General features: G+C 65.3%; 25 protein-coding genes, 1 tRNA gene, 2 rRNA genes and 2 pseudogenes (1 of these 30 running past the window's edge). 7 read left to right on the forward strand and 23 right to left on the reverse strand.

What is annotated here, in order from left to right; genetic code table 11:
- Positions 1–135: 135 nt before the first annotated feature.
- The 13 genes from AB5I39_RS06255 to AB5I39_RS06315 all read right to left on the reverse strand — a co-directional run bounded on the left by AB5I39_RS06255 (position 136) and on the right by AB5I39_RS06315 (position 7,821).
- On the reverse strand, positions 136–705 hold the full coding sequence (locus AB5I39_RS06255) for a tail tape measure protein (protein ID WP_404372569.1): 570 nt from the start codon (positions 703–705) through the stop codon (positions 136–138).
- Complete coding sequence (locus AB5I39_RS06260) at positions 698–898, reverse strand: phage tail assembly chaperone (RefSeq protein WP_404372572.1); 201 nt, start codon at positions 896–898, stop codon at positions 698–700. Before AB5I39_RS06260 ends, AB5I39_RS06255 begins: the two co-directional genes overlap by 8 nt.
- A complete protein-coding gene (locus tag AB5I39_RS06265; protein WP_404372575.1) occupies positions 898–1,221 on the reverse strand; it encodes a gene transfer agent family protein in 324 nt (107 codons plus the stop codon). Before AB5I39_RS06265 ends, AB5I39_RS06260 begins: the two co-directional genes overlap by 1 nt.
- Positions 1,218–1,625: a phage major tail protein, TP901-1 family gene (locus tag AB5I39_RS06270; protein WP_404372578.1), complete on the reverse strand. Its 408-nt coding sequence runs from the start codon at positions 1,623–1,625 to the stop codon at positions 1,218–1,220. The genes AB5I39_RS06265 and AB5I39_RS06270 overlap by 4 nt, the downstream gene beginning before the upstream one ends.
- Before the next feature lie 635 nt (positions 1,626–2,260).
- Positions 2,261–2,668 carry a DUF3168 domain-containing protein gene (locus AB5I39_RS06275; RefSeq protein ID WP_404372581.1) on the reverse strand — a complete coding sequence of 136 codons (408 nt, stop codon included), beginning with the start codon at positions 2,666–2,668 and terminating at the stop codon, positions 2,261–2,263.
- Complete coding sequence (locus tag AB5I39_RS06280) at positions 2,665–2,862, reverse strand: hypothetical protein (RefSeq protein ID WP_404372584.1); 198 nt, start codon at positions 2,860–2,862, stop codon at positions 2,665–2,667. Before AB5I39_RS06280 ends, AB5I39_RS06275 begins: the two co-directional genes overlap by 4 nt.
- On the reverse strand, positions 2,856–3,407 hold the full coding sequence (locus AB5I39_RS06285) for a hypothetical protein (protein ID WP_404372587.1): 552 nt from the start codon (positions 3,405–3,407) through the stop codon (positions 2,856–2,858). Before AB5I39_RS06285 ends, AB5I39_RS06280 begins: the two co-directional genes overlap by 7 nt.
- Positions 3,408–3,430: 23 nt before the next feature.
- Positions 3,431–4,378 (reverse strand): hypothetical protein, encoded by a 948-nt coding sequence (locus AB5I39_RS06290; RefSeq protein WP_404372590.1) that lies wholly within the window; start codon positions 4,376–4,378, stop codon positions 3,431–3,433.
- Entirely contained in the window at positions 4,378–4,644 is a 267-nt protein-coding gene (locus AB5I39_RS06295) for a hypothetical protein (protein ID WP_404372592.1), read from the reverse strand. The genes AB5I39_RS06290 and AB5I39_RS06295 overlap by 1 nt, the downstream gene beginning before the upstream one ends.
- 163 nt (positions 4,645–4,807) lie before the next feature.
- A complete protein-coding gene (locus AB5I39_RS06300) occupies positions 4,808–5,860 on the reverse strand; it encodes a phage major capsid protein (protein ID WP_404372595.1) in 1,053 nt (350 codons plus the stop codon).
- A 136-nt stretch (positions 5,861–5,996) separates the two neighbouring features.
- On the reverse strand, positions 5,997–6,389 hold the full coding sequence (locus AB5I39_RS06305; protein ID WP_404372597.1) for an HK97 family phage prohead protease: 393 nt from the start codon (positions 6,387–6,389) through the stop codon (positions 5,997–5,999).
- Entirely contained in the window at positions 6,386–6,700 is a 315-nt protein-coding gene (locus tag AB5I39_RS06310) for a DUF6127 family protein (protein WP_404372600.1), read from the reverse strand. The genes AB5I39_RS06305 and AB5I39_RS06310 overlap by 4 nt, the downstream gene beginning before the upstream one ends.
- On the reverse strand, positions 6,697–7,821 hold the full coding sequence (locus AB5I39_RS06315) for a phage portal protein (RefSeq protein ID WP_404372603.1): 1,125 nt from the start codon (positions 7,819–7,821) through the stop codon (positions 6,697–6,699). The genes AB5I39_RS06310 and AB5I39_RS06315 overlap by 4 nt, the downstream gene beginning before the upstream one ends.
- A 139-nt stretch (positions 7,822–7,960) precedes the next feature.
- Between AB5I39_RS06315 and AB5I39_RS06320 the strand changes: the two genes are divergently transcribed.
- The gene (locus AB5I39_RS06320) at positions 7,961–8,125 is read left to right on the forward strand and encodes a hypothetical protein (RefSeq protein WP_404372606.1); all 165 of its coding nucleotides are present in this window, start codon (positions 7,961–7,963) and stop codon (positions 8,123–8,125) included.
- A gap of 675 nt (positions 8,126–8,800) precedes the next feature.
- Here AB5I39_RS06320 and AB5I39_RS06325 read toward each other — a convergent pair.
- The 3 genes and pseudogenes from AB5I39_RS06325 to AB5I39_RS06335 all read right to left on the reverse strand — a co-directional run bounded on the left by AB5I39_RS06325 (position 8,801) and on the right by AB5I39_RS06335 (position 11,554).
- Positions 8,801–9,469 (reverse strand): spermidine synthase, encoded by a 669-nt coding sequence (locus AB5I39_RS06325; RefSeq protein ID WP_404372609.1) that lies wholly within the window; start codon positions 9,467–9,469, stop codon positions 8,801–8,803.
- A 278-nt stretch (positions 9,470–9,747) separates the two neighbouring features.
- Positions 9,748–11,045: pseudogene (locus tag AB5I39_RS06330) on the reverse strand (DNA-packaging protein).
- A complete protein-coding gene (locus AB5I39_RS06335) occupies positions 11,042–11,554 on the reverse strand; it encodes a hypothetical protein (protein WP_404372612.1) in 513 nt (170 codons plus the stop codon). The pseudogene AB5I39_RS06330 and the gene AB5I39_RS06335 overlap by 4 nt, the downstream one beginning before the upstream one ends.
- 328 nt (positions 11,555–11,882) lie before the next feature.
- On the opposite strand from AB5I39_RS06335, the gene AB5I39_RS06340 reads away from it, so the two are divergent.
- On the forward strand, positions 11,883–13,802 hold the full coding sequence (locus AB5I39_RS06340; RefSeq protein ID WP_404372614.1) for an asparagine synthase-related protein: 1,920 nt from the start codon (positions 11,883–11,885) through the stop codon (positions 13,800–13,802).
- Positions 13,803–13,835: 33 nt separating this feature from the next.
- Here the strand turns inward: AB5I39_RS06340 and AB5I39_RS06345 are convergent, their stop codons facing one another.
- The 3 genes from AB5I39_RS06345 to AB5I39_RS06355 all read right to left on the reverse strand — a co-directional run bounded on the left by AB5I39_RS06345 (position 13,836) and on the right by AB5I39_RS06355 (position 16,564).
- A complete protein-coding gene (locus tag AB5I39_RS06345; protein WP_404372617.1) occupies positions 13,836–14,402 on the reverse strand; it encodes a glycine zipper 2TM domain-containing protein in 567 nt (188 codons plus the stop codon).
- A 70-nt stretch (positions 14,403–14,472) separates the two neighbouring features.
- The gene (gene dapF, locus AB5I39_RS06350; RefSeq protein WP_404372620.1) at positions 14,473–15,411 is read right to left on the reverse strand and encodes a diaminopimelate epimerase; all 939 of its coding nucleotides are present in this window, start codon (positions 15,409–15,411) and stop codon (positions 14,473–14,475) included.
- 61 nt (positions 15,412–15,472) lie between these two features.
- Positions 15,473–16,564 carry a DUF2855 family protein gene (locus AB5I39_RS06355; RefSeq protein ID WP_404372621.1) on the reverse strand — a complete coding sequence of 364 codons (1,092 nt, stop codon included), beginning with the start codon at positions 16,562–16,564 and terminating at the stop codon, positions 15,473–15,475.
- A gap of 132 nt (positions 16,565–16,696) precedes the next feature.
- Here AB5I39_RS06355 and AB5I39_RS06360 point away from each other — a divergent pair, with 132 nt between their 5' ends.
- Together AB5I39_RS06360 and AB5I39_RS06365 are read left to right on the forward strand one after the other, a co-directional pair.
- The gene (locus tag AB5I39_RS06360) at positions 16,697–17,749 is read left to right on the forward strand and encodes a hypothetical protein (RefSeq protein WP_404372624.1); all 1,053 of its coding nucleotides are present in this window, start codon (positions 16,697–16,699) and stop codon (positions 17,747–17,749) included.
- Positions 17,746–18,474 (forward strand): ATP-binding cassette domain-containing protein, encoded by a 729-nt coding sequence (locus AB5I39_RS06365; protein ID WP_404374036.1) that lies wholly within the window; start codon positions 17,746–17,748, stop codon positions 18,472–18,474. The genes AB5I39_RS06360 and AB5I39_RS06365 overlap by 4 nt, the downstream gene beginning before the upstream one ends.
- A gap of 39 nt (positions 18,475–18,513) precedes the next feature.
- Here AB5I39_RS06365 and AB5I39_RS06370 read toward each other — a convergent pair whose 3' ends face one another.
- Positions 18,514–18,987, reverse strand: coding sequence for a DUF6456 domain-containing protein (locus AB5I39_RS06370; protein ID WP_404372627.1), 474 nt, complete (start codon positions 18,985–18,987; stop codon positions 18,514–18,516).
- A gap of 92 nt (positions 18,988–19,079) precedes the next feature.
- On the opposite strand from AB5I39_RS06370, the pseudogene AB5I39_RS06375 reads away from it, so the two are divergent.
- The 3 genes and pseudogenes from AB5I39_RS06375 (at position 19,080) to AB5I39_RS06385 (ending at position 21,633) form a co-directional block, all read left to right on the forward strand.
- Positions 19,080–19,642: pseudogene (locus tag AB5I39_RS06375) on the forward strand (helix-turn-helix domain-containing protein).
- Positions 19,639–20,406, forward strand: coding sequence for a glutaminyl-peptide cyclotransferase (locus AB5I39_RS06380; RefSeq protein WP_404372630.1), 768 nt, complete (start codon positions 19,639–19,641; stop codon positions 20,404–20,406). Before AB5I39_RS06375 ends, AB5I39_RS06380 begins: the two are co-directional and overlap by 4 nt.
- 106 nt (positions 20,407–20,512) lie before the next feature.
- Positions 20,513–21,633, forward strand: a protein-coding gene (locus AB5I39_RS06385) for an IS3 family transposase (protein WP_404365850.1) whose coding sequence is annotated in 2 segments (ribosomal slippage) — positions 20,513–20,762 and positions 20,762–21,633 — 1,122 coding nt in all. Because the reading frame shifts where the segments join, the coding sequence is not laid out codon by codon here.
- A 411-nt stretch (positions 21,634–22,044) separates the two neighbouring features.
- Here the strand turns inward: AB5I39_RS06385 and AB5I39_RS06390 are convergent.
- The 3 genes from AB5I39_RS06390 to AB5I39_RS06400 all read right to left on the reverse strand — a co-directional run.
- Positions 22,045–22,121: transfer RNA gene (locus AB5I39_RS06390), tRNA-Met, on the reverse strand.
- 119 nt (positions 22,122–22,240) lie between these two features.
- Positions 22,241–22,355 (reverse strand): 5S ribosomal RNA (gene rrf / locus AB5I39_RS06395).
- Positions 22,356–22,504: 149 nt separating this feature from the next.
- Positions 22,505–24,136, reverse strand: a 23S ribosomal RNA gene (locus AB5I39_RS06400); it runs 1,161 nt beyond the window's last position.

Raw genomic sequence — 24,136 nt, forward strand, 5'->3', positions numbered from 1 at the left:
GGCCTCGCCGCTTGGTCCTCCCCTCCCTGCAAGGGAGGGCTGGGGGTGGGTCGGTATGAGGTGAGAACAGCGTTCCTATTGAGACCAACCCACCCCTCAATCCCCTCCCTTCCAGGAAGGGGAGGCACCATGCGTTCACTCCGCCAACGCCGCCCGCACCGCGCGCGCCACTTGCCGACCAGACGCAGCCAGCGCCTGCGAAGGCTCGCCCCCGCCTTGAATGCTGATCGAAACGCGCACATCCCGCGCGCCCCCGCCGCCCGCCGCCACCACGCTCCCGCTGGCAGTCGGCACGAACAGCTCCGGCCCGCGCTCGCCGACCCAATAGGGCCGCAGCGGCGATACCGGCCCGCCGGTCGCCCGGCCGGGTGCCCCGCCGAACAGGCTGCCCAGGATCGACAGCAGCCCGCTGCCCGACCCGCCGCGCCCCCCGCCGCCACTGCCCAGGATCGCCTGCAATCCGCTGCGCACTGCCGCCGCCGCAATGTCGTTCAGCACCGACAGCGCGACCTTGCGCAAATCCTCGAAGCCGAAGCTTCCCGTCCGCAAAGCCTTGCCCAGCGCCGTCTCGATCGCCCGCCCCGCGCGATCGACCCCCGCCCCCAGCGGCCCGTCCAGGCTCGCCCGCATCGCATCGACATCGCGCGCAAAGCCTGCGGTATCGGCGCGCACCGCCACCACCAGCCGTTCGATTTCCTCATCCATCGGGAAACGCCTCCTGCAATTTCTGGAATGTCGCGGCATCGGGCGGCGCGATGGCATCATCCGCGCCCCGCAACGCCGCCACCACCGCCGTGAGTTCCGCCGGCGTGGCCCGCCAGAAAGCGTCGGGCGTCCACCCCAGCGCCGCCCCCGCAAAGCCTGCGAGGCGGATGGCGGTCGCCTCGAAAGCCTCCATCACCGCCCCGCCAAAATCTGTCCGAGCAGCACGCGCAGCGCCGGTGTCGCCGCCGCCAACCCGCCCGCGACCACCGCTTCGCCGAGCTGCTCCCGAGTGACAGCCTCAGGCGCGCCAAACCGGCAATGCCAGAACAGCGCCACCATCTCGCCGAGCGTCAGCGCCCCCGCCGCCGCGCGTTCGACCAAGGCGAACAGCGGCCCCACTTCCTGCTCCGCCGCAACCAGCGCCGCGAAGCTCGGCCGCAAGACGATCGTCTCCCCCGCAACCCGCAGCGAAGCCTCACCCCTTGCCGGATTGGGCGCAGGATTAGCCCCGTTCACGCGCTCACCACCGGCCCGGAACTCTCCAGGCTCAGCGTGTACGATCGCTCGCCATTATAATCCCCGGCATAGTCCAGCTTGGTAACCAGGAAGCGCCCCGACAGCGTCTCGCCGCTTTCAAAGCTCAACCGGTAATCGTCGATCGCGCCGGACAGCGCATTGCCCTTGATGCGCACCTCGGCCGCGGACCCGGTAAAGATCCCCGCCCCCGATACGCTGACCGAGCGCACGCCCGCCCCCGACAGCAATTCGCGCCACCCGCCCGAATCCTTCGACGTGATCGCGACCAGCTCGCCATTGATGCTCAGCTGCGTCGTGCGCAGCCCCGCCACCGTCTGATAAGCGACCGGCGTCGCCCCATTCCCGACCTTTAGCAAAAAGGCCGATCCCCGTTCTGCACTCATACATCCTCCGTTTCGCCGAGAACTGACACGGTTTCGAATATGCTTAGTTGAGCCAATCTGCCTGCCACCGGCACCGCAAAGTAAGACAACATCCGGGGATCGATATGCACACGACGGCACAGGAAAATCCCACTTCAGGCATGCAGGCGACCCGTAATAAGCGCACTTGGTTCACACCCGTCGTGATCCTTGCCGACGCTGATCAGACCGAAAAGTCCGCGTCCTCCTCAGAACAAACATTTGCTCCTACTGGCTTCGCGTTCGGCCCGTCCTGATCGCCATTGCGCCTGCTCAGGTGCTGAGCACCTGCAGCCGATACTCGACCACCGCACTCACACGACCTCCTTCACCGTCCCCTGGGGCGGGTTGACATGTGCTTGAGATTGCTCTCTTTCTTGATCAAACATGCGGTGCATCGCCCATGCAAAAAGCGGGCGCGCCTTGGATGTACCGAAGGATATTGCCATAACCTGTAGCGGCTGAGCCGCTGTCGCCAACCGCGCCATACAAACGCAAATAGTCTACGCCGATGCTCATCCGCGAAACGGCGGGTGGGGCGGCAAAGCCCTTCTATTCCTATGACACGCGCACGCCGGGGAATGCCAGGTTTGGCCCATGCTGATGCTGCCTTCGCCTCACGCCGCCAGCACCCGCACCCGATATTCGACGACCCCGCTCCACCGTCCAACCGGCCCGCCCGAAGCGCGACTGCGCACCAACACCACGCTCGCCACGCGCCACCCGTCAAGATCGCGCGGCAACCCCTCGATCGTCGCGCAAACCGCTGCGACAAGCGCTTGCACCCGCGCATTGCTCTCCGCCGCATCGCGCACCGTGACCAGCAGCCGCAGCTCTCGCCCGGCGCGGTCCTTGACGCTCCAATCGCCGCTCAACAGATCGCCCAGCTCGGCATAAGGCGGCGTCGCCTTGACCGGCGGGGCGAGATACACCCCGTTCAGCCCGACCACCCCGCGCAGCGCCGCCAGCGCCGCCGCCTGAACTGCGGCCTCGGCGCTTCCCCCGCCGCTCTCCCCACCGCTCACAGCAACTGGCTCCCGATCCAGCGCAATCGCGCATCATCGCGATCCAGCCGCCCCGACAGATAGATGTCGCCATCCTGCACCAGCACCTCCACCCCGGGAAAGGCGATGCGCAAGGCCGCGGCCACCCGTTCGCGCGCGCGAGCAGTCTCGGCCTCGGCTGCCGCAATCCCACGCGCCTCCAGCCCGCTCAACATGCCGCACCTAGAGTCATGCGCCGAAACGGCCGCCACAGCGCCGTCACCGCCGCCGGCGGCGCACTGCTGGCATCGCGTTCGTCGAACAGATACGCCGCGAGCAGCACCACGCCTTGCCGCAGCGGCGCAGGCAAATCGTTCCAGCCCGCCGCCAGCCCCGCCTCGAACACCGCCACCACCTGGGCGTCTCCGCCCGCGTCGCCGACCCGCACCCAGCCGTCGCCCGCCGCATCCACATCGATCGCATAGGCCGCGACCGCCAGCGCCACGCCGCCCAGCGTCTCCACCCCCGCAATCGCGCGCACCGGCCCCGCCCCGAGCCGCTGCCACCCGGCGCGCACCGGTATCGGCTGGCGCAGCGTCCGCCGGATCGCGATCTGCCCGATGAACTGCTCGCACAGTCCCAGCGCGCTCTCTGCAAAGGCCGCGATCAGCGCGTCCTCGTCGGTCAGCTGCACGCGCAGCATCGCCTTGACCGCCGCCACCGCCAGCGCACGGTCCTCCGCGCCGAGCGTCACCACGCCCAGCCCCTGATCCTCGATCATGTCGTTTCTCCGCCCCGTTTGCGCTAAATCTTCTGCACGCGCGTGATCCAGCGCCGCGCCAGGGTCACCGGCACCGTCGCGATCCCGCTCGCCACGGTCATGCTCGTATCCTGGCTCGATCCGTCGTCGAAACCGAAGCGCACGCCGATCGCCCCATCGGACACGCCGCGGGATCGCCAATCGAGCGTCAGCACGTCGGCTGCCCGGGTTTCGGCCGTCGCCCCGGTCACGATCCGCGAGGTCGCGGTCGCACCCGCCTCGATCTGGACGTGCGTAACGCTCAACCCGCTCGTACCATCGCCGACATAGCTGGCGATCGCCCCTGACGCCGCATTCAGTCGAACGACGATTTGTTGCCCCGTCGTCGCCTGAACCGGTGTCGCCGATGCGACGCACAGCCACGCCCCGCCGCCCGCCGGAGTGGCCGCGGCGTTGCAATTTGCCGCGACCGTGACCGCGCCATTGGCGAGGTCGAAGATCGCGAAGCTCGATCCGCTGAACGCCGGCACCGTGCCGAGCGTGATCGCGAGATAGCGCTTGGCCGATCCGCTGCGCTCCGCCGCGATCAGGCTGACGCTGATCGCCTGCCCGGCCACATAGTTGATATCGCTCGTCGCCTGCCGCACCGAATGCGCGCCGTTGATGGTGGTCTCGGTCAACACGCTTGCGCTCGCGGCGACGCCGGACTTGAGCCAATAGCCATCGCTCCAATCGGTGCTGCGCGCGAACAGATTGGTCGCGGCCGGCTCGATCAGCAGCCCGCGCAGCGCACCCGTCACCGGATCCCGGTCGAACCGCGCGCCATCCGCCGCCACGCTGACGATCGCGCCGCTTGCAGTGTAGCATGTCGCCGGGCTCGCACGGGCCAGCCGCGCACCGGCCGGCAGCACGCCGCGCGAGAAATCGAACACCGTACTCGGCCTGACACCGCGATTGACCGCAAAGCGCGCGCCGAATCCGATCGCGTGCATCAGTAGAGCGCCAGCATGTCGGCGGCGCTCGTGCCCGTCGCGCGCACATATTGCGCGCGGAACGGCAGCACCGTGCCGCTCGCCACCGTCTTCCAGACTTGGTCGGTGCTGCCGTTCACACCGCGCATCGTGATGTCGCCGCCGGTGCCGACGTACAGCGCCTTGGGAATGTCGGTCAGCGGATTGCTGTCATGCGGCACCACCGCCACCGCGCGTGTCGCCGGGGCCGATACCTGATCGGCGGAATTCGAAAACTGGTCTGCCATGATTTTTCCTATCTCCCCTCCCCTTCAGGGGAGGGGCTGGGGAGGGGAAGTGCGCCCGGTTTCGGTCCGGGCCGCCGCCGGCAAAGCCGTCGGACGAGACAGCGCTAGCGCTGCCCCGCCGTCCGGCCGCGCTGAGTCCTTGTCTTGCTACGCAAGCCGAGGCTCAGCTTGCGGCGAACTTCAAAAGCTTGATCGCTTCCGAATTCGACACGCAGCCGCCGACTCGCTTGGTCGCGTAGAAATTGACGAACGGCTTGTTGGTGTACGGATCGCGCAGGATCGCCGTCTCGCCGCGCTCGGCGATCAGATAGCCCGCCTTGAAGTTGCCGAACGCGATCGAAAGGCTGTTCGCCGCGATGTCGGGCATGTCCTCCGCCTCGATCACCGGATAGCCGAGCAGCGTCGCCGGCGTGCCCGCCGTCAGGCTCGGCGTCCACAGGAATTGCCCGTCGGTCGTCTTGAACTTGCGGATCCGCGCCAGCGTCGCGGCATTCATCACGAACACCGCGCCCTGGCGATACGGCCCGCGCAGCGATTGCACGAGGTCGATCAGTTTATCCTGCGGGTTCGCCGCGAAATCCCCCGCCGCCCCGCTCGCCAGATATTGCAACGTGCCGAACGGCCGCGTCGCATCGGCCGTGTTCGCGGTCGGCGCCTGCAGGAAACCCTTGGGCCGGTTGGTGCCGCTGCCGTTCACGAACGCCGCACCCTCGGCCTTGGCGAATTCCATCGCGATTTCGCCCGCCAGCCACGCCTCGACGTCGAACGCCGCATCGTCGAGCATCGCCTGGCTCGCCGACGGATTGGCATAGAGTTCGCCCATCGGCGGCGCGATCTCGACGAAGGTGGAGGTGCCCGTTTCCGGCCGCGCCGCCGTCTCCGCCGCCCAGCCCGACGGCGTGCCGCCGGTCGTCACCAGCTTGCGATAGCCCGCCGTGCCGACCGTCACGACATTGGCGATGGCGCGGATCGGCGAGATGCTCTTCAGCGTCGCATCGATCTGCGCATCGATCTCGCGCGGAATGGCGTAGCCGCCGCTGTCGCCGGAAACGCCCGTGAACGCCTTCAGCTCGACGCTCGCCCCATTGCGCAGAAACCCTTCGAACGCCGCGCCGGACGGCTCCCGCGCCCCCGCCAGCATCGGCCGCACCACCGCCCCCGCCGTCTCAGCACCGCCAAAGCTCGCCTCCAGCGCATCGATCGTGTTGTCGCTCATGTGCATTCTCCCACAGCAAAACGCCCGGACGACACCGCCGCCCGAGCCCAGAAATTCTCTCGTTTCCCAAATCAATGCGCTTCCCCGGTGAAGGCCGGTGAAGCAGCTGCAAACGAAAGCTACAGCCTCTCGATCGCTACCCAGCCACCGCCAGCACCCGCGCCTGGCGTTGCATCGGCAGCGTCACCACACTCACCTCGATCAGCTCGATCGCCGTCAATTCGCGCACGCGTCCGCGCACCGCCGCCCGCGCGCGGAAGCCGATCGACAGCCCCGACACAGCACCTTTACGCACCAGCCCCGCCACGCGCGGATCGTCGATCCGCCCGATCACGCGAAGCCCCCGCGCATCGGGCGCAATCCGCTCGATCGCGCCGATCGGCTGTCCGTGGTGATGCCACAATAACGGCACTGGCGCGGGCGCATCCCCGAACGCACCGGCGCGGATCACGTCTCCGCCGCGATCGACCGCATCGAACACGGCGGCATATCCCGCAAAGCGAAGCCCCGGGGGCCGCGGGGATCTCATTTCACCCACGCCCAGAACCCCAGCTTCGCCGCCAGCCCGGTCAGCACCAGCGCCAAGCCAATCCGCACGATCCACCCCAGCACCGCCTTCCACAGCGATTTCTTCGCATCGCGCCATGCGGCGAGCAGTTCGCGCAGCTCGGCCATGTCCTTTGCCGCCGCCGGATCATCCAGCCCCAGCCGCGCCAGCGCGCGCGCCGCCGCCAGCTCGCCCGCTTCCTCGGCCACCGCGCGCAGTGTCGTCAGGTCCGCGCCCTCGCTCGCCCCCTGCGCCATCAGTTGCGCCAGTACGGCGCCCGTCCCCGCGCTCATGCCCCTGCTCCGGCAGCTATGGGCTCGACAATCCCAAGCATCGCCCGCTTCTCCTCACGACTGAGAAAATCTGCCGCCGTGACCTGCGCCCACAACCGCTCGCGGTCCTCCGCCAGCGCCAGCACGCGATCGAGGTCGACGCGGATCTCGGCATCCTCGAACCATCCGCCCAGCGCCTGGCTCAGCGTGCCCAGGATCGCGTCGGCCAGCGGCAGGATCGTCTCCCGCCACAAGGCGCGATTGGCTTCCTTGTAATTGGCATAGGTCGCATCCCCCGGCAGGCCGAGCAGCATCGGCGGCACGCCGAAGCTCGTCGCGATCTCGCGCGCCGCCGCCGCCTTCATGCCGGTGAAATCCATGTCGGCGGGCGACAGGCTCAGCGCCTGCCACTTGAGTCCGCCCTCCAGCAGCATCGGCCGCCCGGCGTTGCGCGCGCCGGAGAAGGTCTCGTCCATTTGCCCCTGCAGCCGCTCGAACTGTTCGCGCGACAGCGTCGATCCATCGCCCGGATCGTAGACGAGCGCGCCCGAAGGCCGCGCCGCATTGTCGAGCAGGCCCGTGTTCCAGGCGGTCGCCGCATTGTGCAGCGCCACCGCCTTCGCCGCCGCGCTCATTCCGCCAAGGCCGTAATGGTCGTTGAGCGGATGAAAGGTCTTGATATGCACGATCTCGGGCCGGACCCGGTCGGCGATCAGCCGCGTACTCCGATCGCCCACGCGGTAGCGATACGCGACGGGCCAGCCGCTCGCATCGGTCTCCACGCTCACCCGCTCGGGCCGCAGCGCATAGAGCTCGACCAGCGCGCCGGTCTCATCGGTCATGAATTGCACGAACGCATCGCCGTGCAGCAGCAGGTGCGAGGCGACGACTTCGAGCAGCGCCTGCCCCGCCGAGCGAGCGCGCACCAGCGTGAGCACGGCGGGCGACGCCCCGGTCAGCGGCGCGCTGCTCACCCCGCTCGCGACGATCTGCACCGCGCGCCGCGTGATGGCGTTGGCCATATACCCCTCACGCACCTGCGCATCATACGTGCGCGGCAACACCGTCGCGGGCGCGGCATAGCCACGCGACAAATCCGGACGCGCCTCCGCACGCCCGGCCTTCCAGCCGAAGATTTTCATGCACCCATCCTTGCTGCTGAGGGTCGCCACGCGCGACCACTGCCGAGTTGATTTCGATCCGCGAGCGATTATGGACACTGCGCTGCCGCCGTTTCGCCGCGGCGCCGGTGCAGCCTGACCACCCGATCGAAGGACCACTATGACGACTACCGCGGATTGCCCTGTTCGCCCGTCGGACGAATCCCGCACCCGGCGCAGCTGGACGACCCCAGAGGTCATCGTCGCGACGCTCGATGCGACGGCGAAGCCCCGAGATACGATCGAGGCGATCAGCGGCTTCTCGAATCCGATCGGCCTTTCCTGATCCGGGACGAACGATCCGTCTGCGGCATCCCCCCGTACCCGCGCTAAAGCGTGTTAACAGGTCGATACGCAAACGTTCCGATTGTGCGATGCAACAATAGCTGATACCGCCCTGACGGGTGGCGCCAAATTCGGCACTATCGCCACCGGGGGGCTAGCATGACATTCGATCAACAACCGCGGGGGGTGCCTGCGCTCGAGCGCACACGGCGCGCGTGGAACACGCCGCAAATCATCCAATGCGACCTCGCCTCCACCCAAAAGCCTGCCAATGTCGCTGAAACCCAAGATCCTGGATATTACGTCCAACTCGGTCCGTCGTAACGGTCGCAGCCCGCGCCTTCCGTTTGCGTGCGATAAATACCCATCGTCCTGCCGCATCGTCGCCGGGCCAGCCGCCCGTCATCAAAAAGTCGGAACGAAAGCGTTACGATTGTGCGGCGTGGCGGCGCTTGATATCGGCACGTTGTAGCGTTCTTTTGGCGCGCAAGCGCGGGGGCCAGACATGCAATCGAACAAGCAGACACGCAACGCGGCGACCGCGCTCGCTCTCGACAACACAAAGCGCCAGTGGAAAACACCGCGGATCATGGAAGCCGCGTTGGGATCGACCGAAAAGACGCCTGACGTTGTTGAGTCCTTTTACTCAGGGGTTCTGTACGGCCCGTCCTGACGCTCAGCTTGCCGCACGCGCGAACCAGATGACATGGCGCGGACCTTTCCCATTGGTCCGCGCCTTCACCGCCACTTCCTCGACCGCGAAGCCCGCGTCCTTCAGCCGCCGTACGAACTTCGCATCGGTCCCGGCCGACCACACCGCCAGCACCCCGCCCGGTGCCAGCGCCGCCTTCGCCGCCTTGAGCCCGCGCGGCGCATAGAGCCGGTCGTTCTCGGCGCGCACCAACCCGTCCGGCCCATTGTCGACATCGAGCAGGATCGCGTCATATTGCCCCGCGCCGATTGCATCGGCGACATCGCCCTCAAACAAGCGCACGCGCGGATCATCAAGACACCCCGCCGCCACCGCCGCCATCGGCCCGCGCGCCCAGGCGATGATCTCGGGCACCAGCTCGGCGACCGTAACCACCGCCTGTGGGCCGACCGCGCCGAGCACCGCACGCAGCGTAAAGCCCATCCCATAGCCGCCGATCAGCACGTGCGGATTGCGCACCCCCGCGATCCGCTCCAGCGACAGCGTCGCCAGCGCAATCTCGGACCCGTTCATCCGCGTGCTCATCAATTCGTTGCGATCGACCACGATCATGAAGTCGTCGCCACGAGAGAAGAGCGACATCTCCGCCCCACCCGGAATCTGCGCGATGTCGATCAAGGTACGCGGGACCATCACGGTCTCCCGAAATTTGCAAAAAGCGATGTCATACCGCTAGGAAATGTCCGTGTGGCCGATCGCCGCCCGATAAGGGGGTCGGTAGCGTGTATGCGTCAGACAGTCATCCCGGAGAGTGGCCCCCATGCCAACCTGCACCCAAACCGACAACCAACCCACGACCGAGGCACGCAAGCCCTGGCAAACACCGGATATCCTTTATGGCGCAGCGAACGAAACGCAGAAAGACGCGCTAACGGTCGAAACCACCTTTGCCGGCCCATCCTGACAGCGCCTCACAACCGCCGCACCCGCGCCGCCTTGCGCTTCTTCAGCAGCAATTCCTCGAGCGCCCAAACCAACGCATCGGCGCGATCGGGTGATCGCCCCGGCCCATCATAACCGCCGATCACGAACCCGCACAGTTCGTCCTCCAGATCGGGGAACGCCCCGACATGGCTGACCTTGCCCGCCTCGTACAGCGTCGACACCGGCTCGGCCCGCTTGCTCTTGCTGTCGCTCGCATGGACCAGCGCCAGCGGCAGCGCGGCATCGGCGGCGCGCAGCACGCTCGCCACCATATTGCCGCCCTGGTTCTTCTCGGCGATCACACGATCGGCCTGATGGCGGTCGGCACACCGCGCCACCGCACGCGCCCACCCCTCGGGTGACAGGCCAGCCACGCTCGCATCCTCCAGCACATAACCGCGCCCAGGCCGACCGCGACGATTCCGCACGCATCGCCCTCCACGCTCGCCGGCGGATCGACGGCCACCACCGTCCGCACCAGTTTCGGCACGGCCATCACGCGACACGCCTCCAGCATCGATCGCGACCACAACCCGCCGACGACATCGTCGATCAGCTCGCCCGCAATCTCCTGCCGCCCCAGCCGGGTGCCGCCATATTGCGCCTCGATCGACTCCAGGAAGCTCGTCGGCAGATACGGATTGTCGTGGCTCGACCCTCGCGTCTCCACCGTGTCCTTCGACGCCATGATCCGTCGCAGCAGGTTGATCGGCCTGGGCGTCGTCGTCACCAGCGTGCGCGCATCGGTGTGCCCGCGCATCGTCAGCATCAGATTGTCCCACGCCGCATCGCCATAGCGCCACTTGGCCAGCTCGTCGCACCACGCCGCCGAATGTTCCGGCCCGCGCAATTTGTCGGGTGCTGCCGCCGAAAAGATCGCCGCCACCGCGCCCGTCCCGAAATGCACCTCGCCCGCCTCGCGCCGATAGTCGATGATATCGCCGCCCTGCGCCACGGCGAGCAGCCCGGATTCGCCCTCGATCATCACCCGCCGCACGTCGTGCGCGGTTGCCCCGACCAGGGCGATTCGCGCTTTCACACTGGTCCGCGCGATCTCGCTCACCCATTCCGCGCCCGCGCGCGTCTTGCCAAAGCCACGCCCGGCGCGGATCAACCACACCCGCCAATCGCCGGGTGGCGCACTTTGCCCGCGGTGCGCCCACAGCCACCACGCATTGTGCAGCGCGCGCTTCTGCGGTTCGGTCAATTCCATGATCGCCACGCGCCGACGATCGGGCGGCAAAGCGGCGAGCCGCCAGACTAGCGCGCGCATTGCCTCGCTCATGTCGCGCTCTCCAATTGCTTGGCCATCATGTCGAGCTTGTGCAGCAACGCCGCCTCGACCTCCTCGATCGGCACGCGGACGTAGCGCGGACCAGCGTTCGCCCCGACGCCCCCACCGCTGCCGAAGCGCGCGGCAAGCCGGTTGCGCTGCGCCAGCAACTTCAGCGCGGCATCGGCATCGAACTCGGGCACCACCGTATCGGGGTCGGCGGGAACATAGGCGTCGTCGCCGAGCGCCCACGCCAGCAGCTTCGCCTCGAGATGATCGTACCCCGCCTGCAGCGCGGCCGACCATTGTTCGGCAAAGGCCGGATCGCGCCGCCGCAGCGCATAGCACGGCCCCGGCCACATCCCCGCCGCCGCCGCCGAAGCCACCACGTTGCACGTCGCCGAAAGGTGATCGAGAAACGTTGCGCGCCGCTCGGGCGTCCACTCCACCGCCGCGCGCCGGCGCACCTGAACGCGCCGGTTCTTGCCACCCCGGCTCGCCTTGCTCTCCGCTCTTTCCATCAACCGGCTCCGCCAAAACGAAAAAAGGCCGAAGGCGTCGCCGCCCCGGCCCCGAATCGCAATTCTGCATCGTTCCTGTTATGTACCCAATCAGCGCGACGATGTCAACAACATTTTACCGATTTGGTTATTTGCGCAGATCTTGCCCTGGAAAGCGTCGGTCCGTGATCCGGCGATGGCGTGGATCGTATCATGACGTCCACAGCGACAGACCATTGCGATAGCGAAATCTCTTAGGCCAACCGCACAACGAAGCGCCGCCGCATCTTGCCACCCACGTTGTCGCGGCTAAGGACCAGAACATGTCTACTGCAACGCACCCACAGGCATGAGCGCAATCTTCGGCATTCTGCGGTTCGATGGAGGAGAGGTCGCGCAAACCGATCTCACCCGGCTGCAGACCGCGCTCAAGCATCATGCGCTCGACGGCGCAACGCAGGAGGCGCTCGGCCCGATCGGGCTCGGCGCGTGCATCGCGCGGGTGAATCGTGAGGATGTCTTCGAAGCGCAACCGCTTCACGACGATACGACGCGCACGATCCTCGTCGCCGATGCGCGGCTCGACAATCGCGAAGACCTTGCCACCGCCCTCGCCATCGCGCCCGCCGCGCTCGCCACCATGCCGGACAGCGCGCTGATCCTCGCCGCGTACCGGAAATGGGGCGAGACCTGCGCCGAGCATATGCTGGGCGATTTTACCGCTGCGATCTGGGATGGGCAGGCGCGACGCTTGCTGCTGCTGCGCGATCACACCGGACAGCGCGCGGTGTTCTATCATCTTGGCCCCGACTTCATTGCCTTTGCAAGCGAACTGCGCGCGCTCTGGGCGCTGCCTGACGTGCCGCGCGAATTGCCCGATGCGATGGTCGGCCGGCTGCTGATCCACGCGATGGACCCGCGGCCCGGCGAAACGCTGTACCCCGGCATTTCCTGTCTCGCTGGCGGCCACCGGCTCGCCGTCGCGCTCAGCGGCACGGCGGCGTTGCACCGCTATTGGACCCCCGCCGCCGATCCGGCACATCTCGGCCACGACGAAGAGTATTACATCAAGGCCTATCGCGAGGTGCTCGGCGAAGCGGTCGCCTGCCGCATCCGGCGGCTCACCGCACCGCCGGGGCTGCAACTGAGCGGCGGCTATGACAGCAGCGCGATCGCCGGGCTCGCCGGGCCGATCCTTGCCGAAACCAACCAGCAGATGGTCGCGGCCAGTTCGGTCATGCCGGTCGACTATAGCGGTACGATCCGCCACGCCGGGCGCTGGATCGATCTGTGCGAGCGTGACATGCCGTGGCTGCGCATCAGCCGCGTGACGCGCGAGGGGATCGACGCGCTCACAGGCCTCGACGCGCGACTGGCGGCGGGTGCGGGCGGCGGCGCTTACGGCTACGTCCACGACGCACTTTTCGCCGCTTTGGCTGCGGGTGGCGCGCGGCTGATGATGGACGGGCATGGCGGCGACTATACGCTCAACCCGCGCGGACAAGCGGCGATGGCGCGCTTCCTCAAGACCGGCCAGTTCCGCCGTTTCGTTCATGAGGTCCGCGCGCACCGCCGCATGACGGGCGCGTCGTGGCGCACCACGATCGCGCTCAATATCCTGCCGCATGTCGCGCCCTGGGCCTTGCCGAGCCATTGGCGAGAGCGCCGCCGGAAGCGCTTGCCCTGGGCCGACCAGCCGATCCACCGCGCCTTCGCCGAGCGGTTGATCGCCGATGGCGTGGTCGATCCGGCACGATTGCGCACGGCAGAGCGCGACCAGACGGATATGCGCCGCAATTTGTCGCATATCCTCGATCGTGTGATTTCAGGCGGTGGCGGCGGAGATCACGCGGCGCGCCACGGTCTCACGCTCACGCGTCCGTTCCACGACAAGCGTGTATTCGAACTGGCGCTTGCGATCCCCGAGGACCTGTATCTGCGCGAGGGGCGCAATCGCTATCTTGCGTGTCGCGCGCTGGCCGATGTCTATCCGGTCGAATTCCAGACGCGCCACCGGCGCAACGACGATGAGATTCCGGATTTTCAGGCGATGATGACGCGGATCAAGCCGCGCTTGCTCGAGGATATCGCGCGGCTCGAACAGTCGGAAAGTCTCGCGGCAATGATCGATTTCGCCAAGATCCGCCGTTTGCTCGACATGCGCGGGCCGGAGGATCACAATTCCGGCTGGGAAGAGGAAAGCCAGGTCGCGCTCGGCGGCTATATGACCGCGCGCATGGTCGAGGCCTTCCGCCGCGACAATAAGTGACGGGCCGGGCAACGCCCGACCCGCCCGCTTCACTCAACGGCAACGCACCTGCGCATTGTTCTGGTCGACGCCCTTCCCGACCAGACCACCGGCAATCGCCCCCAGGATCGTCCCCACCCCGCGCGAATGCCCACCGTCGATAATGTTCCCAAGAACCCCACCCCCCACAGCACCAACAATCAAACCCGTGGTTCCGTCATTACGCTTACAGTAAAACTGTCCATCGCTGCCACGATATACACGATCATTACTTGTCAGGACCCGCTCCTGATACCGCGTGTCATTTCGATAGTAACGCGAGGGATCATAGCCCGCTTCGTCGCGATCATCATAGCGTGGATCGATGTAGTTCGAATCATTGTAACGCGGGTCGTTGTAACGGGGATCATTATAGGATCCTCCCCGTGGATCGCGATAGCCGCGGGCGCGCGCTTGCTGATAGCGGTCGAACTCCGCCCGGAACGCGTTCAGTTCGCCGTTGAAGCGTTGCTGCGCCTGCTGGAAGCGTTGTTCTTCGGCCTGTGTCTGCGCGACCGCCGGAGCGGCTACGGCAAGCGACAGCAGCGCCAGTGCAGGCAGGATTTTCGACAGTCGACGCATCGCAGGCTCTCCAAGAAATGTTACACCCTGCCAACGATACGCCGCCGATTAGGTTGCGGCAATTCTCCGCTCAGCCGATCGCCGCGACCGCGGCTCGCCACGCCGCGCTCTCCGCCGCGAACGTCTTTTTGACCTCGACCGCAACCACACCCTCCGCGCCGATCTCGACCGACCCGGCATAATCATAGGTCGCATTGCCCGACAGCCGCACCATCCCGTCGGCGCTCGCTTCCGCCAGCACCAGCCCGCCGCGGTTGAACACCGTGGCTTCGCGTCCGAACGCCAGCCGCCCGGTCAGGCACGCGGCATAGGTGGACGCGGCCATCGCGCTACCGCAACTGTCGGTCAGCCCGACCCCGCGCTCGAAGGTGCGCACGAACAGCGCATTTTCCCCGCGCATTTCGACGAACGACACGTTCGCGCGGTTAGGGAGCCATGCGGGGGCCGCCTCGCAGCGCTCGCCCAGCGCGACCAATTCGTTTTCATCGATCGCCTCCACGAAACTCACCAGATGCGGATTGGGGATCGCAACCGCCGTGAACGCCTGCGCGCTGCCGAGTTCGGGGATCACCGCATCGATCACGCGCGCCGCGTCGGTCAGCATCGGCCAATTTGCGACCGCGAGGTCGACCGGCCCCGCCACTTCGCGGATCGTGACCACGCCCGGCGCAAGGTCCCGATCCCGCGCAACGCTGGCGTGCGACGTCTTCAATCCCACCGTGGCTTGCGCCACGCCCAACGCCTCGAACCCCGCGCGCGCGACGCAACGCAAGCCATTCAGGCACGTCTCTGCCTCACTTCCATCCGAATTGAACATGCGCATCCCAAAAGAATGCGCATCTTTTCCTTCGGTTAGCAGCAAAATCCCATCGCCCCCCACCGGGCCGTCGCGATCCGCCAACGCCACCGCAACGCGCGACCAGGCAGCGTCATCCAGCGACAGCGCCCGCGCATCGATCATCGGGAAATCGTTGCCCGAGCCGTGACATTTTATGAAATCAAACCGCATGACCGCGCCATAGCTCCTTGCCGCGTCGCGCGCGACTACGGATTGCGCACGCGACCCCGCGTCACGGGCAGAGGACATACCCGATGTCGGGCCTCGCCTGACCTGCCACTTGCGCACGCCAGATGCGTTCCAACGCCTGCATCCCGCTGTCATGCGCGACGCTGACAAGGGTGGCGGCGGTGTCGATAAACCCGCGCCACCGTGTCGCCACGGCAGCGTTAAACGCATCCTGCCCGATTTCGCGGATCAGCGCAGTCGCGGCGTTGGGCGCGAAGAACCACACTGGCTTGGGACCGGGCAGGATACCGCCCTCGCCCCGCTCCGCATGATGCGTCACACCGACACGCAGGCATTGCGCAAGCCGCCCCGAAAGACGTGTGTAAAGCGACGCGACGACATCGGCATTACCCGCAAAATCGATCACCACCGCACTGCCACCGCCAACGTGCTCCGCGACCGTATCGATCGCGTCATAGGCCAGCACGACATCATAAAGCCCGGTCCGCTCGACGAACGCGACATTGCTCGCATTGGTCAACCCGATCCGTCGTACCGTCGGGCTGCTTTCGCGGCCGACATAGGCGGTCCCGAGCGCCGTCTTGCTCGACGCGCTGGTCATCACCACGCTGTCCGCGCCGTGCCAGGCCGCGCGGCGCAGCGTGTCCTCGATCAGGAAGCTCGTGAGGAACAGCGGCTCGAACAGCATTCGCATGTCCTCACGCGATGGGTCATGCGCCGGATCGGCCGCGAGGCGGTGATATTGGTTGTAGACTGGGCTCATCGGCTGACGATGCGCCGCCATGTCACGAAACAACCCGGCCGAGATCTTGCCCGGCTGCACGATCAGATGCGACGCCATCGGCAGATAGCCATAGAGGCGTTCGCCCACCACAATCTCCGGCACCTGCGATGCGATGACGCGGGCGAAACCCCACACCGGCACGATCCCCCAGCCCTCGAGCGCCGGGAAAAAATTCCAATAGCCGACTTGTTCGCCCACTACCGCATAGGTGACGTTGTTGGCGGTGACGGCAAAGGACTCGATCTCGAGCAGCACCTCTCCGGCCCCCGGCACCGGCGCGACCGTCTCGTTGACGGCGATGTGCGTCAACGCGTCACGGCGTACCAGCATTTCACGTTTTACGGGCATCATGATCCTCTCGATGGCGATCCTCTCGAAATTGGATCGTCTGCGATGCCACCGTAGCGTTCGAGATATCGACACACAAATGGCGGGCCGCAGGCAGCGATCGGCACTGGTCTCGCCGCGTCCGCGCGGCTTAAGATGCAGCCGCATAATCCATTGAGACAGGGGGCCTTCATTTCGTCGCAACGTCGCGGAGAATCGATCGGCGGGCGTCTGTTCGCGTTTGACCGACGTATCGTGCTCAACGGCGCGCGGGCCGCTTTTGCATCATGGCAGGACCGGCTCGTATCAGCACTTGGAATATCCGTCCTGCTCGCCGCGTCTCGGGCGTGGGTCGCCGATCTCAGCTGGTGGACGGCGGCGGCGGTCGGTTCTGCGGTGGCCATCGCCGTCGGCATGAGCGTGGCGCGATTGATCGCGTCGCGCCTGGCCTTCCACACCAGTGACGGCGCGCTCGCCGCCGATGCGCTGCAAGGCCAGGCGCGTCGGCGCTACGCCCTTGCATGGCACGGGATCGGACTCATGACCATGGCCGTGGTCACCCTGATCGTCCGCGCTCCGCTCTTGGGGTTCAGCCTGGCCAGCTATGTCGGCGGCCCGATCCTAGCCGGGGCTACTGCTGCTTTCGACCCGGGCCGACATTCGACGCGCGTGCGAAACGGACAGCGCAAGGCGCGGACATGGGCACAAAGCCACCGCGCAGGAATCTTAAGCGCCGCAATCCTGATGCTGACGCTGCTGCTCCCCGGCATCGAACGCGGCAGCAGCGCGATGATGGCGATCGCCACGGTCGCGGCGACGCTCCTCGCATTGTCGTTGACCGGGGTCGATGACGAAGTCGTTCGCTTCCTGACGATCAGCGGCCAGGGCCCGTGGCAGATCATCTGGCGTCAGGCGCGGAGCGTGATTGTGTTTGCGGTTCTTGCAGCGCCGCTCCTAGCTGTCTGCGCAAATTCGGCGCTCGCCGCGATCGTCGTCGCGGTTGCCGCTGTCGCGCTGTTGCTGATGAGCGCGCGTATTCTCGCCTATCGGCTTTACCCCAGGCGGTCGGCCGATTTCATCATTTCGATCCTGTGCGCGATGCTGTTGTTCGTGGCCTTCTCGATGCCCGTCCTTGCGCCGGTGCTTGGCGTCCTCCTGATCTGGCACCTGTCGCGGCGCGCCGGACCGAAGACGTGGCTGATCGCATGAACCCCATCGTCCAACTTCACGCCGCCTCGGTCGATCGCGGCGACACGCGCGTCGTGCACGACGTCGATCTGGCGATCGCACCGGGAAGCTGGTTCGGCATGATCGGCGCGAACGGATCCGGGAAGACCAGCTTGCTGCGCGCGCTCGGCGGTCGCTTACCCTTTGCCGCCGGCTCGTGCAGGATCGCCGGGGAAGAGCTGGTCTTGGATCGGGCCGGCCGCGCTACGCGCTTCGGCTTCGCACCTCCCGCGGACACATTGCCCAACGCCTTGCGCGTCGGCGAAGCGTTCGAACTCATCGGCGGCGCGAACAACGAACTTCTGGCCCATCTCGGGCCGCTACGAACCATCTTTGCGCTCAATTCCTTGCTGGACCGCTGGATCGGTGATTGTTCGGCGGGGATGCGCCAGCGAATTGCAATCAGCCTTGCCTTTATCGGCGCGCCCGAATGCGTCATTCTGGACGAACCGTTCAACTGGCTCGACCCGGTCGTCAGTTTCGATTTGCGGCGCGCGTTGCGGGCAATGGCTGAAGGTGGCCTGACGCTGATCACCGCCTTGCACGATCTCGGCACGCTGGCGGCGGCCTGCGATAGCGGCCTTGTGCTCGCGGATGGCCGCGTGGCGATGGCGCTGGACGAGGTCACGCTTCGGACCGCCGCTAAAAATCCCTTCGAGTTCGAACACCGCATGATCGATCTGCTGCGCTCCAACGCCAGACTCTGACCGGGCCACCGGTGGCCGGGGCCCGGGCCGCACCCCGGGTCAGCGCAGACCGTAATGGTCCCCCAACCGATCGAGTGCCAAGGTCAGCACGATCCGACCGGCGCGCTGCGGCCAGCCGAGCGCCTTTTCCGCGACGGGCAGGCCCTCACACGCACAAACGACGCGCCACAGGATATCGCGCAGGCCTCGCCCAACCTCGTCCATCGCGGCGTCGAAGCGGCGCTTGGCAGCGATCTGTGCCAGCGTCGGGTCTAGCCCGGCGGCACCGCCATCGATGCGCGCCGTCCATTGCATCGTCACGCGCGGCCCCAGCGCCGCCATCTCGTAATCCGCGCGCAACCGCTCCCCCGCCTCGAACTGACGCGCATCGACCAGCCCGCGCGACCGCAGCCAGCCGAGCGGCGATTCGGCCAGGTTGACCGTCACGCTCCGCCGCGATCGCACACCAGGCGCAGGCGCCCGCGTCGATGCGGTACCCAATTCGTCAATCGGCCGCTCTACCAGTTCCCGCATTGCCCGACTCCTGACCATGAACCAGCATGGCAGTTGCCATGACGGCGTGATTGTAGGACAGAGCGAAAAACCGATTTGGTTAGGAAGGTGCTATGATTACGGCCATCCGCGAAGTGCGCCGGGCTAAGGGCATGACACTCGACGACGTTGCCCGCGCTTGCAAACCGCCAACCACGGCACAGACGATCGGGCGGCTGGAAACCGGCACACGAACCGTCTCGGTCGCCTGGCTAAACCGTATTGCCGATGCGCTTGGCGTGCGCGCTGCCGATCTCGTGACATTGCCGGATCGGCCCGATATCCCGGTCGCCGCTTTGCTCGACGGGGGCGGGGCCTATGCGCCAAGCGGCCCGCGACGATCGTTCCGCCAAGTGCGGCCCCCGACCATATCGCCGTTTCGGTCCACGCCGGTGTGGGGGATTATCGCGCTGGCGACCAGATCTGGTGCAGCCGGATGCCATCGGCACGCTATGCCGAGGCTCTTAACCGCGACGTGCTCGTGCCGCGGCCGGCGGGCCGGTTTCTGTTCGGACGCTTGATCGGGCGCGACGACGGTAAACTCCATCTGCTGCCGCTCGGGCCAAGCGCGCGCCAGCAGGTCGTGGCCGATCCACCCTGGATCGCTGTAGCGTCTACCTTGGTTCGCTCGCTATGATCCGCAGCGCCATCGTCGCCGCGCTGTTCGCGCTGCAGGCCGCCCCCCAGATCGAGGTCCCAGCGCCCCCGCCGATCGAGCAAGCGCGGATCTTCGCGACCTATCCGCACGATACCGCTGCCTTCACGGAAGGGCTGCTGATCGATCACGGGCAGCTTTACGAAAGCACGGGGCGCGAGGGGCAATCCGACATCCGCCGCGTCGATCTCAAAACGGGCCGCGTGCTCGCACGGGCCAAGCTATCTGCAAGCCTGTTCGGCGAGGGTATCGTTGCATGGCAGCGCCATTTGTTCAGCGTGACCTGGCACGGCGGCCAGGGCTTTCGCTGGACGCTGCCCGGCCTGAAGCGCAGCGGCGGATTTCGCTATAGCGGCGAAGGTTGGGCGATGACCGACGACGGTCAAAATCTGATTCTGTCCGACGGCACACCGGTATTGCGCTTTCTCGATCCGGTTACGCTCAAGGTAGTGCGGCGGCTGACGGTTACGATCGGGGGACGCCCGCTCGAACGGCTTAACGAGCTCGAATATGTCCGGGGCGAGCTGCTCGCCAACGTATGGATGACGCGCTACGTCGTGCGCATCGATCCCGCGACGGGGAAGGTGAAGGGCATCATCGACCTCACACCGCTGATCGCCAAGATTGCCCTCACCGATCGCGACTCGGTCGCGAACGGCATCGCGTACGATCGTGACGCAAACAAGCTCTACGCGACAGGCAAGAACTGGCCAACGCTGTTCGAAATCGCGCTCCCGGGCGGATAACCGCACGTAGGTAGGAGCGACGATTTCCATACTTTCTATGTGGCGCCTGACGTGCTCCCCAGAATTCATGCCATTGGTAAGTTAGCTCGTCAGATGGAGACGAGTGATGCGGCGAGGCCGATTTACCGAGGATCAGATCATAGGCGTGCTGCGCGAGCATGAAGCTGGCGTGAAAACGGCCGACCTGTGCCGCAAGCACGGGATCAGCGACGCGACCTTTTACAACTGGAAGTCGAAGTACGGCGGGCTGACGGTGTCCGACGCGGCGCGGTTGCGAGCGCTCGAGGACGAAAACCGCCGGCTGAAGAAGCTGTTGGCAGAGTCGATGCTGGACGTGTCGGCGTTGAAGGATTTGCTGGGAAAAAACTGACTCGGTCTGCGGAGCGCTACGCTGCGGTGGAGAAGTTGATGGCCGACCACGGCTTCTCTGAGCGTCGCGCCTGCAGGCTGATCGGGGTCAACCGGTCGGCATGGCAATATGAGCCGCTTCGCGGGCAGGACGATGCTGTCCGCGTGCGGATGCGTGAGATCGCCAACGAGCGTCGGCGGTTCGGCTATCGGCGGCTGGCGATCCTGCTCAAGCGTGAGGGCAAAGGCATGAACCTGAAGAAGGTGTACCGGCTGTATCGCGAGGAGCGGCTGACGGTGCGCAAGCGTGGCGGTCGGAAGCGAGCGTTGGGTACGCGGGCGCCCATGGCGATCCCGCAGGAACCCAACCAGCGCTGGTCGCTCGACTTCGTATCGGACTCGTTGGCCTGCGGCCGGCGGTTCCGCATGCTCAACGTGATCGACGATTACAGCCGTGAGTGCCTGGGGTGTATCGTCGACACCTCGCTGTCAGGTCGGCGGGTCGTTCGGGAGTTGAGCGCCATCGCCGAACGTCGCGGGCTGCCGTGCATGGTGGTCAGCGACAACGGAACCGAGCTGACCAGTCACGCCGTCCTCGCCTGGTGCCAGGACACCGGGGTCGAATGGCATTACATCGCCCCGGGCAAACCGCAGCAGAATGGCTTTGTGGAATCATTCAATGGTCGCTTGCGCGACGAGTGCCTGAACGAGCACCTGTTCCCTACGCTGGCTGCGGCGAGACGGATCATCGAGGCATGGCGGACGGACTACAACACCGTTCGTCCGCACAGCAGCCTTGGCGGGTTGGCACCCGCCGAGTTTACGAACCGCCCCCGCCAAGGGCATATGGACACCGAAGCTAACTTATCAGCGGCCTGAAAACGGGGAGCAGGTCATTACCAATGGCATGAATTCTGGGGAGCACGTCAAGCGAGCCAATGACGGAGACGCTTGCCCAGTCGTTCGACCTGCTGCTGCCACCACCGGCAAATGCGTTGCTAAGCGGTACGGCGTGGCAGCGTTTGCGGAAGGCCGCCAGCCGATGCCGGCGCCCGAGGCATCCACAGCGGTGATTCGGTGGCAGCCCCAAAGCTGCCGCTCATTGAGCACACCCGCGCGAGCGACACCGCTTGCTTGTGCAATCCGCCCCGACGGCAGGACGCACCGGCCACCCCATTTGCGCGTGCGATCGACGGCGGGGAGTGTTCGGTAGTGTGGAGCTTCCTTGCGAGCGTTAGCCACAAAAAAACCGCCTCGGGATAACCTGAGACGGTTTGGTATTGGTTTGGTTGGTTGCGGGGACAGGATTTGAACCTGTGACCTTCAGGTTATGAGCCTGACGAGCTACCGGGCTGCTCCACCCCGCGCCAACGGAGCCTGGGAGAGACGCAAACGCCTCCGACGAAGCGGAGGCGTACGACCCTCACGGGCAAACAAGGGAATGGGTTCCAGGAGAGCCGAACATTGACGGTTCACCGGCTGCAATGCCTGGCGACGACCTACTCTTCCAGCACTTAAGTGCTAGTACCATCGGCGCAGTCTGGTTTCACGGCCGAGTTCGGGATGGGATCGGGTGGGGCACAGACGCTATAGCCACCAAGCAATGAAGCCGGTGAACAGTCAAAATTCGGTTCAAAATCGATGCACGTTTACCAGTGTAGTGATAGTTTTATCAGGCGTTGCAACTCAATCATCCGACGCATCGTCTGATCAATGCTGGTTACCCAGGATTGTCATTGATGGTGGGACTCTCAAGCGCGAATAGAGCAATTAGTATCGGTTAGCTCCATGGATTACTCCACTTCTACATCCGATCTATCAACGTCATGGTCTCTGACGGCTCTATGAAATCTTATCTCGAGGGAGGCTTCCCGCTTAGATGCTTTCAGCGGTTATCCCGTCCATACATAGCTACCCTGCTGCGCTCTTGGCAGAACGACAGGTACACCAGAGGTATGTTCAACCCGGTCCTCTCGTACTAGGGTCAACTCCTCTCAAATTTCGACGCCCACGGCAGATAGGGACCAAACTGTCTCGCGACGTTCTGAACCCAGCTCACGTACCACTTTAATTGGCGAACAGCCAAACCCTTGGGACCTGCTCCAGCCCCAGGATGTGATGAGCCGACATCGAGGTGCCAAACAACCCCGTCGATATGAGCTCTTGGGGGTTATCAGCCTGTTATCCCCGGCGTACCTTTTATCCGTTGAGCGATGGCCCTTCCACGAGGGACCACCGGATCACTATGACCGACTTTCGTCTCTGCTCGACTTGTCAGTCTCGCAGTCAGGCGGGCTTATGCCATTGCACTCTAACAGACGGTTTCCAACCGTCCTGAGCCCACCATTGCGCGCCTCCGTTACTCTTTAGGAGGCGACCGCCCCAGTCAAACTACCCGCCACAGAGGGTCCCTCACCCGGTTTCACGGGTGCAGGTTAGACATCAGAAAACAACAGGGTGGTATTTCACCTATGGCTCCACACCGGCTGGCGCCAATGCTTCAAAGCCTCCCACCTATGCTACACAGTTCTTTCCTAATGCCACTCTGAAGCTGCAGTAAAGGTGCACGGGGTCTTTCCGTCTAACCGCGGGAACCCCGCATCTTCACGGGGAATTCAATTTCGCTGAGCATGTCCTGGAGACAGTGGGGAAGTCGTTACGCCATTCGTGCAGGTCGGAACTTACCCGACAAGGAATTTCGCTACCTTAGGACCGTTATAGTTACGGCCGCCGTTTACCTGGGCTTCATTTCAGAGCTTGCACCCCTCCACTTAACCTTCAGGCACCGGGCAGGCGTCAGGCCCTATACGTCGTCTTGAAGCCGACTTAGCAGAGCCCTGTGTTTTTGCTAAACAGTCGCTACCCCCTGGCCTGTGCCCCCCATGAGTGCTTGCGCATACATGGGGCCTCCTTCTTCCGAAGGTACGGAGGCAATTTGCCGAGTTCCTTCAGGACACTTCTCTCAAGCGCCTTGGTATACTCTACCAGACCACCTGTGTCGGTTTCGGGTACGGTCTATACGGTGGGGCTATTTCCTGGGACCTCTTCGAAGCCCTTCCAATCCAATAAGGAAGAACAACACACGAGATCCGTCACACACCACCAGGCCCACGAATATTAACGTGGTTCCCATCGACTACCCCCTTCGGGCTCGTCTTAGGGGCCGGCTCACCCTGCGCGGATTAGCCTTGCGCAGGAACCCTTGGTCTTTCGGCGAAAGGGCATCTCACCCTTTTTATCGCTACTCATGTCTGCATTCGCACTTCCGATACCTCCACGACCCATTACCAGATCGCTTCACAGGCTTACGGAACGCTCCGCTACCGCGTGCTTGCGCACACCCTAAGCTTCGGTGCATCACTTTAGCCCCGTTACATCTTCG

The sequence above is a fragment of the Sphingomonas sp. MMS24-J45 genome, from assembly GCF_044881195.1.
Taxonomy (GTDB): Bacteria; Pseudomonadota; Alphaproteobacteria; order Sphingomonadales; family Sphingomonadaceae; genus Sphingomonas.

Bases quoted from the DNA above. Each gene is read 5' to 3' on its own strand.
- AB5I39_RS06255 (WP_404372569.1), bottom strand. From the start codon at position 705: ATGGATGAGGAAATCGAACGGCTGGTGGTGGCGGTGCGCGCCGATACC.
- AB5I39_RS06315 (WP_404372603.1), bottom strand. From the start codon at position 7,821: ATGAAAATCTTCGGCTGGAAGGCCGGGCGTGCGGAGGCGCGTCCGGAT.
- AB5I39_RS06355 (WP_404372621.1), bottom strand. From the start codon at position 16,564: ATGATGCCCGTAAAACGTGAAATGCTGGTACGCCGTGACGCGTTGACG.
- AB5I39_RS06290 (WP_404372590.1), bottom strand. From the start codon at position 4,378: ATGCACGCGATCGGATTCGGCGCGCGCTTTGCGGTCAATCGCGGTGTC.
- dapF (WP_404372620.1), bottom strand. From the start codon at position 15,411: ATGCGGTTTGATTTCATAAAATGTCACGGCTCGGGCAACGATTTCCCG.
- AB5I39_RS06310 (WP_404372600.1), bottom strand. From the start codon at position 6,700: ATGAGCGCGGGGACGGGCGCCGTACTGGCGCAACTGATGGCGCAGGGG.
- AB5I39_RS06280 (WP_404372584.1), bottom strand. From the start codon at position 2,862: ATGTTGAGCGGGCTGGAGGCGCGTGGGATTGCGGCAGCCGAGGCCGAG.
- AB5I39_RS06300 (WP_404372595.1), bottom strand. From the start codon at position 5,860: ATGAGCGACAACACGATCGATGCGCTGGAGGCGAGCTTTGGCGGTGCT.
- AB5I39_RS06305 (WP_404372597.1), bottom strand. From the start codon at position 6,389: ATGAGATCCCCGCGGCCCCCGGGGCTTCGCTTTGCGGGATATGCCGCC.
- AB5I39_RS06360 (WP_404372624.1), top strand. From the start codon at position 16,697: ATGCAGCCGCATAATCCATTGAGACAGGGGGCCTTCATTTCGTCGCAA.
- AB5I39_RS06365 (WP_404374036.1), top strand. From the start codon at position 17,746: ATGAACCCCATCGTCCAACTTCACGCCGCCTCGGTCGATCGCGGCGAC.
- AB5I39_RS06270 (WP_404372578.1), bottom strand. From the start codon at position 1,625: ATGAGTGCAGAACGGGGATCGGCCTTTTTGCTAAAGGTCGGGAATGGG.
- AB5I39_RS06370 (WP_404372627.1), bottom strand. From the start codon at position 18,987: ATGCGGGAACTGGTAGAGCGGCCGATTGACGAATTGGGTACCGCATCG.
- AB5I39_RS06380 (WP_404372630.1), top strand. From the start codon at position 19,639: ATGATCCGCAGCGCCATCGTCGCCGCGCTGTTCGCGCTGCAGGCCGCC.
- AB5I39_RS06285 (WP_404372587.1), bottom strand. From the start codon at position 3,407: ATGATCGAGGATCAGGGGCTGGGCGTGGTGACGCTCGGCGCGGAGGAC.
- AB5I39_RS06340 (WP_404372614.1), top strand. From the start codon at position 11,883: ATGAGCGCAATCTTCGGCATTCTGCGGTTCGATGGAGGAGAGGTCGCG.
- AB5I39_RS06345 (WP_404372617.1), bottom strand. From the start codon at position 14,402: ATGCGTCGACTGTCGAAAATCCTGCCTGCACTGGCGCTGCTGTCGCTT.
- AB5I39_RS06325 (WP_404372609.1), bottom strand. From the start codon at position 9,469: ATGGTCCCGCGTACCTTGATCGACATCGCGCAGATTCCGGGTGGGGCG.
- AB5I39_RS06335 (WP_404372612.1), bottom strand. From the start codon at position 11,554: ATGGAAAGAGCGGAGAGCAAGGCGAGCCGGGGTGGCAAGAACCGGCGC.
- AB5I39_RS06295 (WP_404372592.1), bottom strand. From the start codon at position 4,644: ATGGCAGACCAGTTTTCGAATTCCGCCGATCAGGTATCGGCCCCGGCG.
- AB5I39_RS06260 (WP_404372572.1), bottom strand. From the start codon at position 898: ATGGAGGCTTTCGAGGCGACCGCCATCCGCCTCGCAGGCTTTGCGGGG.
- AB5I39_RS06320 (WP_404372606.1), top strand. From the start codon at position 7,961: ATGACGACTACCGCGGATTGCCCTGTTCGCCCGTCGGACGAATCCCGC.